We start from the raw sequence: 12,524 nt of genomic DNA, 5'->3' as shown, positions 1-12,524 counted from the left end.
CCGCCGATGCCCCTCGACAGCAGCGACCTCCAGGCCATCACGCTGACGCTCGAACTGGCGTCGCTGACGACGGCGCTGCTGCTCGTCGTCGGCACGCCGATCGCGTGGTGGCTCACGCGAACGCGCTCGCGGCTGAAGGGCATCGTCGGCGCCGTGGTGGCGCTGCCGCTGGTGTTGCCGCCGACGGTCATCGGCTTCTATCTGCTGCTGGTGATGGGCCCGCACGGCTCGGTCGGCAAGCTGACGCAGGCGCTCGGCATCGGCTTGCTGCCGTTCACGTTCGCGGGGCTGGTGGTCGGCTCGGTGATCTATTCGCTGCCCTTCGTCGTGCAGCCGCTGCAGAACGCGTTCGAAGCCATGGGCCGCCGTCCGCTCGAAGCCGCCGCGACCTTGCGCGCCGGTCCGTGGGACAGCTTCTTCACGGTGGCGTTGCCGCTCGCGCGACCGGGCATCGTCACGGCGACGATCCTCGGCTTCGCGCATACGGTCGGCGAATTCGGCGTCGTGCTGATGATCGGAGGCAACATTCCGGGTCAGACGCGCGTGGTGTCCGTGCAGATCTTCGACCACGTCGAAGCGCTCGAGTACGCCCAGGCGAACTGGCTTGCGGGCGGCATGGTGGTATTCTCGTTCGTCGTTCTTCTGCTGCTCTATTTCGGCCGACGGTCCTTCGCGGCGCATGTCTGAACTCACCTCCGCCATCGAGGCGCGCTTTCTCGTCGAGCAGAGCGGCTTCACGCTCGACCTCGATCTCGCGCTGCCCGGCCGCGGCGTCACCGCGATCTTCGGCCATTCCGGCTCCGGCAAGACCACCTTGCTGCGCTGTCTCGCGGGACTGGCGCGTCCGCGCACGGGCAAGCTCGTCGTCAACGGCGAAGTCTGGCTCGACACCGATCGCAATGTCTTCCTGCCCACCCACAAGCGTCCGCTTGGCTATGTGTTCCAGGAAGCGAGCCTGTTTCCGCATCTGAGCGTGACGAAGAACCTGCGTTACGGGCTCGAGCGCGTGAAGCCGGCTGAACGGCGCGTCGATCTCGCGCAGGCAGCCGAACTGCTGGGCATCGGGCATTTGCTGGAACGGATGCCGTCGGGTTTGTCGGGCGGTGAACGTCAGCGCGTGGGCATCGCGCGCGCGTTGCTGACGAGTCCGCGCCTGCTGCTGCTCGACGAACCGCTCGCGTCGCTCGACCAGAAGCGCAAGCTCGAAATCCTGCCGTATCTCGAACGTCTGCACGACGAGCTCGATATCCCGATGCTCTACGTCAGCCACGCGCCGGAAGAAGTGGCGCGGCTCGCCGATCATCTCGTGCTGCTGGAAGCGGGGCGCGCGGTGGCGAGCGGACCGATTGCGGAAACGCTCGCGCGCCTGGACTTGCCGCTCGCGCTCGCCGATGACGCATCGGTCGTGCTCGAAGGCGTCGTCGCCGGTCATGACAGCGCGTATGGCCTGCTGACGATCGCGCTGCCGGCTTCAACCGCGAAGCTGACCGTGGTGCATGCGCCGCTGCCCGACGGCAAGCCGATGCGCGTCACCGTGAAGGCGCGCGACGTGAGCCTCGTCACCGGCACGCACGACGAGGCCCGCAGCAGCGTGCTGAACGTGCTGCCCGCGACGGTCGTCGGCATCGCGGACGACGCCCATCCGTCGCAGGCGGTCGTGCGTCTCGATGTGGACGGCACGCCGCTGCTCGCGCGCGTGACGCGCTATTCGCTGGACCGGCTGGGTATCGTCACGGGCATGCGCGTGTGGGCGCAAGTGAAGGCGGTCTCGCTACTTGCTTGACCGCGCATTCAGCGCCGCGTACTGCAACAGCATGATGGTCTTGCCGTCCATGATTTCCCCGCTCGCGATCATCTCCAGCGCCTGCGCCAGCGGCACCTCGATCGTCTCGATTTCCTCCCCCTCTTCCTCGACGCCGCCGCCCGCCGACACGCGCATCGAACTCTCGTAGTCGCCGAGATAGAAGTACAGCTTCTCGGTCACCGATCCCGGGCTCATGAACGCCTCGAAGGCCTTCTCGACGTGGCGCACGCGATAGCCCGTCTCCTCCTCCACTTCGGCGCGGATGCGCTCTTCCGGCGATGCATCGTCGAGCAACCCGCCCGGCGTCTCGATCAGCATGCCGTCGTGGCCGTTGACGAACGCGGGCATGCGGAACTGGCGCGTCAGCAGCACGTTGCCGGTCTGGCGGTCATGCAGAAGAATGGTGGCGCCGTTGCCGCGATCGTAGGTTTCGCGGTTCTGGCGCTGCCAGGTGCCGTCGCGGCGCAGGAAATCGAAGGTGACTTTCCTGAGCACATACCAGTCGTCCGACAGGACAGCGGTATTCACGATGCGGACGCGGTCTTTCGTTTCGATTGCTTCCATTCGGCTCTCCCATTCGACGATCCAGTCAGCGCATGGTATCGTGCAGTTTCGTGCAATATCAAGAAAATTCACGCAAACGATGTTGACCAGCCAACGCAAGAAAGCCATTCTCGACGCCCTGAAACGCGACGGCCAGGTGCTCGCCACCGAGCTGAGCGCGAGCTTCGGCGTCTCCGAAGACACCGTGCGGCGCGACTTGCGCGAACTCGCCACGGAAGGACTGCTGCAGCGCGTGCACGGCGGCGCGCTGCCTGCGTCGCCGGCGGTCGCGCCGTTCGCACGGCGGGAGAACATGGAGTCCGATGCCAAACGGCGCATCGCGCGACGGGCTGCGGAGATGATTGCGCCGGGACAGGTCGTCATCATCGACGGCGGCACGACTTCCGCGCTGCTCGTGCGCCAGCTTCCGGACACGCTTAACGCAACCATCGTCACGCATAGCCCGAGCGTCGCGGTGGCGCTCGCCGAACATCCGGCGGTGGAAGTCGTGTTGATCGGCGGCAGGCTGTACAAGCATTCCATCGTCACGGTCGGCGCGGCGGCTGTCGAAGCCATGTCGCATATTCACGCCGACCTCTACTTCATGGGCGTCACCGGCGTCCATCCCACGGCCGGCCTCACTACCGGAGATTTCGAGGAAGCCCACATCAAGCGCGCACTCGCGGCGCGGGCGGCGGAAACGGTGGTGCTGGCGTCGGCGGCGAAACTGAATGCGGCGTCGGCTTACCGGATCGGCGGCATCGAGCTTGCGCAGACTCTCATTGTGGAAAGCGCGGCTGAAGCGAAGCTGACGGAACCCATCGAACAGGCCGGCGTCTCCGTGCTGCGCGCCTGAGATCGCAGGGCATTGTTTCTCGGCCGCGTTACAGCGTAACAAGCCGAAAAATACGTTCGAGGCCGTGTAATTGAGTTTTCGCGATAAAGGGAATAGCGTAGAAAGATGCGCTGCGGGCGGTCAACAGCCAAGCGTCGATGTCCGTTGTACCTGTCGAATCAGCGAACATTTTTCCTGGAGAAGGTCGTGAATCGCCTCAAGGCTTTTATCGCGTTGTCGCTCGTGGCGAGCGCCGGCGTTGCCGCCAATGCGCATGCGTGGGGCCGCGTCGGCGTGTGGATCGGCGGTCCCGCTTATTACCCTTACCCGGTAGCGCCCGCGCCGTATTACTACTATCCGCCGCCGCCCGTCTACGTTGCGCCGGTCGCGCCTCCCACACCGGTGCAGTATGTCGAACAGGGCCAGCCCGCCGCCGATCCGGGTGCGCCCGCCCAGCAGCCCGGCATGTGGTACTACTGCGACCCGGCGAAGGCGTATTACCCGTACGTCAAGCAGTGCTCCGCGCCGTGGCATCCGGTGCCGGCCACGCCGCCGTCGCCGAACTGATGCGGCGCGCGTGCTGCTGACATCGTCAATCTCAGGAATCTGCAAGCATCCATGAACATCACCAGGCTCGCCCTGCTCTCCGCGGCACTCGGCCTTTCGGCCTGCACCGTGATGCCCACCGGTCCCAGCGTGATGGCGCTGCCGGGCAGCAACAAGACCTTCGACCAGTTCCGCGCCGATGACGCCTCGTGCCGTCAGTTCGCGCTCCAGCAAACCGGCGGCGTGGACGCCAATCAGGCGGCGACCAACAGCGCGATAGGCAGCGCCGTCGTCGGCACCGCGATCGGCGCGGCGGCGGGCGCGGCGTTTGGCGGCGGCGGAGGCGCGGCCATCGGCGCGGGTGCCGGTCTGCTGACGGGCAGTGCGTTTGGCCTGGGGGCGTCGCAGACATCCGGCTATAACGTGCAGCAACGCTACGACTACTCCTATCTGCAATGCATGTATGCGGCGGGCGACCGGGTTCCCGTACGCGGCGCCATCAGCACCCTACAGCAGCAGCAGCCTGCGGGCGCGGCCTACACCACGCCGCCTCCGCCGCCGCCCCCGCCGGGATGGCAGCCGCCGCCGGGGTCTTACTAGGCTTTCGGCCAGCACACTTCATCGCCGCCAGCGCCAGCCCTTGCCACCGGCACTGAGCGGCGCGTCGGAGACGAACGCCGGCGCGACCAGCAGCCCCGTCACCCAGCCGACGTAGAACCGGGCGTCGCTCCAGAACTCCAGCCAGTCGTAGACCCGAAACGCCTGCACGTGCGCGAGCCACAGCACGAGTTGCAGCGCGCCGCTCAATACGAGCCAGGTGACGGCGATCACGCCGGTAGCCCGCGCGCAGCGTCGGAAGGTGGCCGCGTCCCATTGCTCCCGCACGATGGCGCATCCTGCAATCAACACGAAGATCGCCGGAATCAGGCTCGTCACGAGCACGTGCATATCCCATCCGCACACCACGCCGACGATGCCGCTGACCACCACCGCGATTGCCGCCACCGGCCACGCGAACCACGACGGCCCACGCGCGACCAGCCACGCGACAGTGATGAAGAACGGCGTGACCGCCCATTGCACGGCCTGCGCGACGGCCTTGGCCAGATTCTCGCCCGCCTGTGCGTTGCCGTGACTCGCCGCGACGTACACGGTGATCGCCTCGTGCACGCACACCGCGACGACCGCGAACCCCAGCGCCTCGCACGCGGCGAAAGCGGGCGATTTCTCCGCGTGCTCCGGCTCGTCGCCGAGACTGCGCAGCCTCTCCAACACGGGCTCGACGAAAAAGGCCAGGATCGCGCCGATCAGCAGCGCGGCGGCGGCATCGGTCAGGGAAAAATGGCCGAAGAGCGAGAACAGCCCTTGCCACAGGAATTCGGGCGCGGCGGCGCAGACGGCGACCCACAGCGCGAAGAAGAACCCGTTCGAAACACGTCTGAGCGGCATGGCCACCTCGATGCGTCTTACTGCGCTGGCGGGGAAGCGTCCTTCACGCACTGGATCAGCGCGGCGCGCACACGCTGGCGCAGATCCACGGGAATCGAAAAACATTCGTAAGCGAGCGCCTGCGCCACGGTCACGATCTTCATGTCTTCGTAATGCCGCCGGCTCTCGATCATCGCCTCGAACGCATTGGCGCGCGCGTTGATCTCGATCGGATCGGCATCCACCAGCAGGACGGCGTGAGCCAGCACGGCATAGAGCGGCGTGTCGTGACTGCTGTGCGGCACGCGGCGCCAGTATTGCGCGGTGCCGGCGATCTTGCGCGCATCGTCGCCGGGGCCCCACGCGAGATTGAAGCGGCCGTCGCAGAACGAGCCTTCCACGGCCTGCCAGTGCGTCAGCACGCCGAGCGGCGTGAGCGCGTCGGCGAGCAGGCGGCACAGGTGTTCGTAAATGCCTTCAGACAACGCACCCATCGGCGCGCGCACCGGATACGCCAGACTCAGGTTGAGAATGCCTGGTCCCTGCGGCACCAGCCCGCCGCCCGACAGGCGCAGCCACACAGGACAGCCGCGCCGGGCAAACGCCTCGCACGCATCGGCGAGCGCCGGGTAGCGCTGATAGCTGCGCGGCACGATCAGCGAAACGGGCGCCTCCCACACTTGCGCGACGGCCTCGCCCGCAGCGGCACGCGCGAGCAGCGCTTCTTCGGCGTGCAGCGGATCGTCGGAAAGAGACACCGCAGTGGAATCGATCAGTTCGAAGGACATGGAATCGATCTCGGAATGCGCCGCGAGCGACGCCATCCCGGCATGGTAGCCAATAACCGCGCGACACGGCGCCGCCCCGCCGGCAGCCTTCTCCGGCGGGGCGAGCGCATCAGCCGCGCTTGCTGACATGCTCCTTCAACAACGCGTTCACTTCGTTGGCCTTTTCCATCTGGCTCATGTGTCCGGCGTCCTCGAACACGCGAACGGTCGCGCCTTCCGGTGCGTTCTTCGCGTGCGCGGCGGGAATGATCTGGTCCCGCTCGCCCCAGATCACCAGCACCGGCTTGCCCGCCGACGCCAGCTTGCCGCCGGGCTGCGCGGCCTGCCTGCCGTTCGCGAACAAGCCGGCATTGAGCGACGTCAGCGCTTCGCTGACGCCGTCGAGCCGCTTGTACTTCAGCAGGTCGTCGAGCATCTGGCGGCTCACCAGTTCCGGATTCGCGAACAGCAGCTCGACCACCGGTTTCAGTTCGCGCCGCGACTCGGCCGTGACGAAGCCTTCGGTGTAGGCGTTGTTGATCTCTTCGCCGAAACCGGACGACGAAATCAGCGCCACCGATTCCACCCGCTCCGGCTGATCCACCGCCATCTGCGCCGCGATGCCGCCGCCCATCGAATGGCCGACGAGATGCGCGCGGTCGAGCTGCACCGCGTCCATGAACTTGCCGACGAAACCCGCGAGGTCCGCGAGCGTCGTGCCCGGCACCTTCGGCGTCGATTGCCCGTGGCCCGGCAGATCGAGCGCGAACACGCGATTCTTGTCGGCGAGCGCATCGAGATTGAAGAGCCAGTTGTCGAGATCGCCGCCGAAGCCGTGGATGAACAGCACCGCGGGCCGGCTCGCATCGTCGCCGGCGCGCGATGCATAGCGCACGCGGATGCCGTCGACATCGACGAAATGATAGGCCGACACTTCCTCGCCCTCTTCCTCGTCGTCGGCGGGCGTCACGTATGAGGACACATACGCGTCGATATCGGCGTCGCTGACTTCGGCCGGCGCGAGCACACCGAGCAGCGCCTTCACCGGCAGCGTATCGCCCGCCGACGCCACCCGCCGCCGCAGCAAGCCGGCGTCCGGCGCCTCGACGGCATTGGCGATCTTGTCGGTTTCGACATCGAGAATCGGCATGCCGACGGTGATCTCCGTGCCCTCTTCCACGAGCCATTCGTTGACCGTGCCTTCCTTCATCGACAGGCCCCACTTGGGCATGACGATCGGTGTGATTGCGGCCATCAGTGCTTTCCTCCCTTCATGGTTTTTCGGGCAGCGTCGGCGATCTGCGCGGCGTTCGGGATGTAGAGATCCTCGAGCGTCGGCGAGAACGGCACCGGCGTATGCGGCGCGCACACCATCTCGATGCCCGCCTTCAACGCGCCGAACGCCTGCTGCGCGACCTGCGCGGAAATATCCGTGGCGATGTTGCAGCGCGGATTCGCTTCATCGACGACGACCAGCCGCCCGGTGTTCTCCACCGTTTCCAGCACGGTGTCGATATCGAGCGGCGACAGCGTGCGCAGATCCACCACTTCCGCTTCGATGCCTTCCTTCGCGAGCGTCGCCGCGGCTTCGAGCGCGCGATGCACCATCAGCCCATAGGTGACGATCGACACGTCCTTGCCGTCGCGCACCACGTTCGCTTCGCCGAACGGAATCGCGTACGAGTTCTCGGGCACTTCACCTTCGAAGCCATAGAGATTCTTGTGCTCGCAGAAGATGACCGGATCGTTGTCGCGGATCGCCTGGATCAGCAGGCCTTTGGTGTCATAAGGCGTCGACGGGCACACAACCTTCAGCCCCGGAATATGCGTGAACAGCGAGGTCAGCATCTGGCTGTGCTGGGCCGCCGCACGGAATCCCGCGCCGACCATCGCGCGGATTACGACAGGCGTTTCCGCCTTGCCGCCGAACATGTAGCGGAACTTGGCGGCCTGATTGAAGATCTGGTCGAAGCACACGCCCATGAAGTCGATGAACATCAGCTCGGCGACCGGACGCATCCCGCACGCCGCCGCGCCGATCGCCGCGCCCACGTACGCGGACTCGGACAACGGCGTGTCGAGCAGGCGGTCGCCGTGCTTCGCGTAGAGTCCCTTCGTCACGCCGAGCACGCCGCCCCACGCGTCCTTCTCGCCATCCGCGCCGGCGCCGCCGACGATATCCTCACCCAGCACGATCACACTCGGATCGCGCTGCATTTCCTGATCGAGCGCTTCGTTGATCGCCATCTTCATGCTCAGTTTGCGGGCCATGATTGTCGTCTCCAGGAATCAATATTTGACGTAGACATCGGTGAGCAGATCGGCGGCGGTCGGCAGCGGCGCGTCCTTCGCTTCCTGCACCGCGCGGTCGATCAGCGCGGCGACTTCCTTGTCGATCGCGTCGAGTTCCGCCGGCTGGATCACGTCGGCCTGCGTCACGGCCTGCGCGAACTTCTTCAGGCAATCGCGGTTCGAGCGGATCTCGTCGAGCTCTCCCGGCGCGCGATAGGTCTGCGCATCGCCTTCGAAATGTCCATAAAAGCGGATCATCTTGCATTCGAGCAACGCCGGCCCGCCGCCTTCGCGCGCGCGCCGGATCACTTCGCCCGCCGCTTCATGGACCGCGAAGAAATCGGTGCCGTCCACCGTCACGCCGGGAATGCCGAAGCCCGCCGCGCGGTCCACATAGCTGTCCACGGCCGTGCCGTAGTCGCGCGCCGTCGATTCCGCATAGCCGTTGTTCTCGATCACGAAGATCACCGGCAGATTCCACACGGCCGCGAGATTCAGGCTTTCGAGGAAGGTGCCCTGGTTCGACGCGCCGTCGCCCGCGAAGGTGATGCCGACCTCGCCCTTGCCGCGGAACTTCGCCGCGAGCGCCGCGCCGCAGATCAGCGGCGCGCCCGCGCCGAGAATGCCGTTCGCGCCCATCATCCCTTTCGACAGATCCGCGATGTGCATCGAGCCGCCCTTGCCGTTGCACGAACCGCCCTTCTTGCCGTAGATCTCCTTCATCATCGCGACGGGGTCCACGCCCTTGGCAATGCAGTGCCCGTGTCCGCGATGCGTGCTGGCGATGCGGTCGCCGTCGTTCAGATGGCTCATGATGCCGACGCCCGCGGCTTCCTCCCCCGCATACAGATGCACGAAGCCGGGGATGTCGCCGCGGCCGAAATCGACGTGCAGACGCTCCTCGAAATCGCGGATCGTGCGCATCTTGCGATAGACGCTCAACAGTTCGTCCTTCGAGAGCGGCAAGCCGCCCGCATGCTGCGTTGCTGTCATCTCTGTCTCCTTGGGGTGGGTCTAGCGGATGGTGCTCATGGGCTGGCGCATCAGCCCGGACGCCGCCGCGTAACGCATGCACGCGGCCACGTCGATACTGCGAAAAGCGTTCTCCCTGAGCGTGACGGTCACTTCGTCATCCGGACCGAAGGCCAGCTCGCGTTCGCCGTCGAGCGCGACAATGCCCGTGCGCTGGCGCACGCGATGCGGCACGCCATCGGCGAGACGCGTCCAGCTTGCGATCGGCACGGACTCCATCAGCCCGGGCGCGATCGGCGCGCACAGATCGAATTCGCCTTCGCCGGGCGCGGCGAGCTGCACCGCGAGTCCGCCTCGATCGTGACGGCCGAGCGGTTCGAGCAGGCCCGCGATAGCCGACATGCCGATCGCCTGCGGATCGGCATAGGACACATAGACGGCAGCGAGCGTCTCGATCTTCCACAGCGCCCGCGCGCCGATGAAGTGCTCGTGCGAGATCACGGCGTCGACTAGCGCGATGTCGTGGCGCACGCTGCCGTCGCGAGCGCGAATCTCGATGTCGAGCCGCTTGTTCGACGCCAGCGCTTCGTTGGCCGGCACGCGCGCGGTGGCATAGAGACCGGTCGCGAGGCCGGAGATGGTCGGCTCGCGCATTTCCGGATAGGCGTTGTTCGTGCCGGTCGACAACCCGGCGAGCGGCACTTGTCCGCACTCCCGCACGACCGCGCGATGCGTGCCGTCGCCGCCCAGCACGAGCAGCGCATCGACACCCGCTTCGCGCATCATGCGCGCGGCGCGGAAGGTGTCGTCGACGCGCGCGGTGACGGGCATGTCGAGGAACTCGACGGCGGCGAGTTCGGCATCCGGACCCTGCTTGCGCGCCAGATGCCGTTGGAGCATGACCTTGAGGCCTTCGCGGTCGGGCATCATCAGCACGCGCGGCACGCCGCTCGCCGCCAGCGAGGACAGCAGCCGCAACACGATGTTGACGCGGTCGGCGAGTTGCAGACTATTGGCGTTGGCGATGACGCGCCGGATGTCCCGCGCCGAAACCGGATTGGCGATGATGCCGACGAGCGGCGTTGCGTTTGCACGCATGCCTGTGTCTCCGTTCTGTGTTTTGTGCGGCGGATAAAGGCAAGCGTTATGCCAATCGAACGAGGGGGTTCAGCGGGGAAAAAGTGCGGGAATACCCGAGGAAATCGCGGGTGTAACGGGCGCCGCCGTGACAGGTGTCACAGCGGCAGGTGTATCACGGTGGACAGGCGTATCGCGCGTTCAGTGGCCGTCGCGCTGATTGGGCGACTGGATGCCATAGCGCGCCATGCGCCGGTACAGCGTCATGCGGCTCACGCCGATCTGCCGCGCGACCGCGCTCAGATTCCAGCTCGCCGCGCGCAGGTACTGCATCAGCAGCATGCCTTCGGGCGGCAGGCGATGCGGATCGAACGCCTCGACGGCGCGCGGCGCGTCGTCCGGCAGCGCGACGTGGCTCAGACCTTCCGGCAGATCGTCGATCTCGATCACGCCGTTCGAGCACACCGCGCGCGCATAGCGCAGCGCATTGCACAATTCGCGCAGATTCCCCGGCCAGTCATGCCGATGCAGCCGCTCCCGCGCGCCGGCTGACAGCGTCACCGTGGGGCGCGCGCTGTCGTCGCCTTCTTCGAGAAACTTGCGGATCAGCCAGTCGAGATCGGTGCGCTCGCGCAGCGGCGGCAACGTGAAGCGCGCGCCGTTCAGCCGGTAATACAGGTCTTCGCGGAAACGTCCGTCCTGCATGAGCGCGTCGAGCGACTGATGCGTCGCCGAGATCACGCGCACATCGACGGACACCGGCCGCGATGCGCCGATCGCCAGCACCTCGCCTTCCGCCAGCACGCGCAACAGCCGCGATTGCAGTTCGCGCGGCATGTCGCCGATTTCATCGAGAAACAGCGTGCCGCCATCGGCTTCCTGGATCAGCCCGCGCTTCGCCTTCGCGCCCGCTCCGGAAAAGCTGTTCGGCAGATGGCCGAACAGTTCGCTTTCAATCAGCGTCTCCGGAATCGCCGCGCAATTCACCGCGACGAACGGACCCGCGCGGCGCGCGCTCGCACGATGCAGCGCCTTCGCGAAAAACTCCTTGCCGCTGCCCGTTTCGCCGTTGACGAGCAGGTTGATCGGCGCATCGGCGAGCTTGGCCGCGCGTTCCAGCTGACGCGTCAGGGCGGCATCGCCGCCGCACAGAGCAGCAAGCGGCGCGGGCACGTCTACCGGGCGCGGGCGGTTCGCGTTCGTCGCCGGCGCGATGCACGGCGCGGGCGGCATCACGCTCAGGTAAAGGAACGCGCCGGATTTCGCGAGCGGCACCGCGCGCAGTTCGCTCGGCCTTGAATAGACGAAGCGGCCGAGTTCTTCGAGACGCGCGTCGAAGAGCGTGTCGAACGGCACGCCGATGAGCGACGCCGCCGGTTCACCCGGCGCGACCGGCCGGCCGATTTCCGCCGCCAGCATCGTATGCGCGCGCCGGTTATGGCCGACGATGCGTCCGCCCGCATCGAGCGCAATCAGGTATTCAGGATCGACGTCGACGAATTCCGGCGACGCGTTCAGCTTCAGGATCCAGTCCTGCCGATGCGTGCGCAGGAAGTTGGCGTTCTCGATGTGCCCCGCGTAGATGCGCACGAGTTGCAGCGCGAGGTTCTGGCTGTCGCGCGCCTGCGGCGAAACGAGTGCCGAGATATCGAGGATCGCGGAAAGCGCGCCGCGTGAGTCGTAGAGCGGCGCCGCCGTGCAGGTGAGCGGAATGTGCGTGGCGTCGAAATGATCGAGCTGATGGACGGTCAGCGCCTGGCCGGTGGTCAGCGCGGTTCCCACGGCACAGGTGCCCGCGCCCGCTTCGCTCCACTCCGCGCCGAGATAGAGGCCCGCGCGGCGCAATGCGGCATCGGTATTGGCATCGCCGATGTAATCGACGGTCACGCCCAGCGCATCCGTCAGCAACACGACGTAGCCCATGCCGGCGACTTGCTCGTACAGCGTCTCGAGACCGTGACGGGCGATGCGCGCGAAGTCGTCGATGCGCTGCTGGTGCTCGCGCAGCCGCGTCTGCGGCAGAATGCGCGCTTCCTGCATGCGCGACGGGTCCAGTCCGTATTGATGCACGCAACGCCGCCAGGACGATTCGATGATGCTTTCGTGCAGGCGCTGTGGCGCAAGCGATTGCGTCCGCGTGGTGGCCGCGACGACTGCCTCGATGTGCTCGCGTTGCCGCATGTCCATGCGTGCTCTCCTTGGTGTCTCCAGCGTCGGGCATTTGTGGGCGCACGCAGCGCGCTTTGGTTTGATCGCCTCG

13 protein-coding genes are annotated in these 12,524 nt (G+C 66.5%); 5 read left to right on the top strand and 8 right to left on the bottom strand.

Features of this window, described 5'->3' with window-relative positions; all coding sequences use genetic code 11:
* Nucleotides 1-6: 6 nt before the first annotated feature.
* A complete protein-coding gene (gene modB / locus QCE83_RS25945) occupies nucleotides 7-687 on the top strand; it encodes a molybdate ABC transporter permease subunit (protein WP_309818151.1) in 681 nt (226 codons plus the stop codon).
* On the top strand, nucleotides 680-1,783 hold the full coding sequence (gene modC, locus QCE83_RS25940) for a molybdenum ABC transporter ATP-binding protein (RefSeq protein ID WP_309818149.1): 1,104 nt from the start codon (nucleotides 680-682) through the stop codon (nucleotides 1,781-1,783). The genes modB and modC overlap by 8 nt, the downstream gene beginning before the upstream one ends.
* On the opposite strand, the gene QCE83_RS25935 is transcribed toward modC, so the two are convergent.
* The gene (locus tag QCE83_RS25935) at nucleotides 1,772-2,368 is read right to left on the bottom strand and encodes an NUDIX domain-containing protein (RefSeq protein WP_309818147.1); all 597 of its coding nucleotides are present in this window, start codon (nucleotides 2,366-2,368) and stop codon (nucleotides 1,772-1,774) included. The genes modC and QCE83_RS25935 overlap by 12 nt on opposite strands.
* A 79-nt stretch (nucleotides 2,369-2,447) precedes the next feature.
* On the opposite strand from QCE83_RS25935, the gene QCE83_RS25930 reads away from it, so the two are divergent.
* The 3 genes from QCE83_RS25930 to QCE83_RS25920 all read left to right on the top strand — a co-directional run bounded on the left by QCE83_RS25930 (nucleotide 2,448) and on the right by QCE83_RS25920 (nucleotide 4,328).
* Nucleotides 2,448-3,203 carry a DeoR/GlpR family DNA-binding transcription regulator gene (locus QCE83_RS25930; protein WP_309818146.1) on the top strand — a complete coding sequence of 252 codons (756 nt, stop codon included), beginning with the start codon at nucleotides 2,448-2,450 and terminating at the stop codon, nucleotides 3,201-3,203.
* Nucleotides 3,204-3,389: 186 nt separating this feature from the next.
* On the top strand, nucleotides 3,390-3,749 hold the full coding sequence (locus QCE83_RS25925) for a hypothetical protein (RefSeq protein WP_309818144.1): 360 nt from the start codon (nucleotides 3,390-3,392) through the stop codon (nucleotides 3,747-3,749).
* Between the two features lie 51 nt (nucleotides 3,750-3,800).
* Nucleotides 3,801-4,328: a hypothetical protein gene (locus QCE83_RS25920; protein WP_309818141.1), complete on the top strand. Its 528-nt coding sequence runs from the start codon at nucleotides 3,801-3,803 to the stop codon at nucleotides 4,326-4,328.
* An 18-nt stretch (nucleotides 4,329-4,346) separates the two neighbouring features.
* Here the strand turns inward: QCE83_RS25920 and QCE83_RS25915 are convergent, their stop codons facing one another.
* The 7 genes from QCE83_RS25915 to QCE83_RS25885 all read right to left on the bottom strand — a co-directional run bounded on the left by QCE83_RS25915 (nucleotide 4,347) and on the right by QCE83_RS25885 (nucleotide 12,451).
* Nucleotides 4,347-5,177, bottom strand: a complete 831-nt coding sequence (locus tag QCE83_RS25915; protein WP_309818139.1) for a hypothetical protein — start codon at nucleotides 5,175-5,177, stop codon at nucleotides 4,347-4,349.
* Between the two features lie 17 nt (nucleotides 5,178-5,194).
* Nucleotides 5,195-5,944 (bottom strand): lipoyl protein ligase domain-containing protein, encoded by a 750-nt coding sequence (locus QCE83_RS25910; protein WP_309818135.1) that lies wholly within the window; start codon nucleotides 5,942-5,944, stop codon nucleotides 5,195-5,197.
* 109 nt (nucleotides 5,945-6,053) lie between these two features.
* Nucleotides 6,054-7,178: an acetoin dehydrogenase dihydrolipoyllysine-residue acetyltransferase subunit gene (locus QCE83_RS25905; RefSeq protein WP_309818133.1), complete on the bottom strand. Its 1,125-nt coding sequence runs from the start codon at nucleotides 7,176-7,178 to the stop codon at nucleotides 6,054-6,056.
* On the bottom strand, nucleotides 7,178-8,194 hold the full coding sequence (locus QCE83_RS25900) for an alpha-ketoacid dehydrogenase subunit beta (protein ID WP_309818131.1): 1,017 nt from the start codon (nucleotides 8,192-8,194) through the stop codon (nucleotides 7,178-7,180). Before QCE83_RS25900 ends, QCE83_RS25905 begins: the two co-directional genes overlap by 1 nt.
* Nucleotides 8,195-8,212: 18 nt before the next feature.
* Nucleotides 8,213-9,208, bottom strand: coding sequence for a thiamine pyrophosphate-dependent dehydrogenase E1 component subunit alpha (locus tag QCE83_RS25895; protein ID WP_309818129.1), 996 nt, complete (start codon nucleotides 9,206-9,208; stop codon nucleotides 8,213-8,215).
* Between the two features lie 21 nt (nucleotides 9,209-9,229).
* Nucleotides 9,230-10,285, bottom strand: a complete 1,056-nt coding sequence (locus tag QCE83_RS25890) for an NAD(+)/NADH kinase (protein WP_309818127.1) — start codon at nucleotides 10,283-10,285, stop codon at nucleotides 9,230-9,232.
* 180 nt (nucleotides 10,286-10,465) lie between these two features.
* Complete coding sequence (locus QCE83_RS25885; protein ID WP_309818126.1) at nucleotides 10,466-12,451, bottom strand: sigma-54-dependent Fis family transcriptional regulator; 1,986 nt, start codon at nucleotides 12,449-12,451, stop codon at nucleotides 10,466-10,468.
* Nucleotides 12,452-12,524 lie beyond the last annotated feature (73 nt).

This window comes from Caballeronia sp. LZ034LL (assembly GCF_031451215.1).
Lineage (GTDB): Bacteria > Pseudomonadota > Gammaproteobacteria > Burkholderiales > Burkholderiaceae > Caballeronia.
Note: the sequence above shows the minus strand (reverse complement) of the source record. Positions and strands in the feature narration are given on the sequence as shown.

Excerpts from the sequence above, each read along its gene's own strand:
- QCE83_RS25930 (WP_309818146.1), top strand. The coding sequence starts at position 2,448 with ATGTTGACCAGCCAACGCAAGAAAGCCATTCTCGACGCCCTGAAACGC.
- modC (WP_309818149.1), top strand. The coding sequence starts at position 680 with ATGTCTGAACTCACCTCCGCCATCGAGGCGCGCTTTCTCGTCGAGCAG.
- QCE83_RS25910 (WP_309818135.1), bottom strand. The coding sequence starts at position 5,944 with ATGTCCTTCGAACTGATCGATTCCACTGCGGTGTCTCTTTCCGACGAT.
- modB (WP_309818151.1), top strand. The coding sequence starts at position 7 with ATGCCCCTCGACAGCAGCGACCTCCAGGCCATCACGCTGACGCTCGAA.
- QCE83_RS25900 (WP_309818131.1), bottom strand. The coding sequence starts at position 8,194 with ATGGCCCGCAAACTGAGCATGAAGATGGCGATCAACGAAGCGCTCGAT.
- QCE83_RS25935 (WP_309818147.1), bottom strand. The coding sequence starts at position 2,368 with ATGGAAGCAATCGAAACGAAAGACCGCGTCCGCATCGTGAATACCGCT.
- QCE83_RS25915 (WP_309818139.1), bottom strand. The coding sequence starts at position 5,177 with ATGCCGCTCAGACGTGTTTCGAACGGGTTCTTCTTCGCGCTGTGGGTC.
- QCE83_RS25905 (WP_309818133.1), bottom strand. The coding sequence starts at position 7,178 with ATGGCCGCAATCACACCGATCGTCATGCCCAAGTGGGGCCTGTCGATG.
- QCE83_RS25885 (WP_309818126.1), bottom strand. The coding sequence starts at position 12,451 with ATGGACATGCGGCAACGCGAGCACATCGAGGCAGTCGTCGCGGCCACC.
- QCE83_RS25895 (WP_309818129.1), bottom strand. The coding sequence starts at position 9,208 with ATGACAGCAACGCAGCATGCGGGCGGCTTGCCGCTCTCGAAGGACGAA.
- QCE83_RS25920 (WP_309818141.1), top strand. The coding sequence starts at position 3,801 with ATGAACATCACCAGGCTCGCCCTGCTCTCCGCGGCACTCGGCCTTTCG.
- QCE83_RS25890 (WP_309818127.1), bottom strand. The coding sequence starts at position 10,285 with ATGCGTGCAAACGCAACGCCGCTCGTCGGCATCATCGCCAATCCGGTT.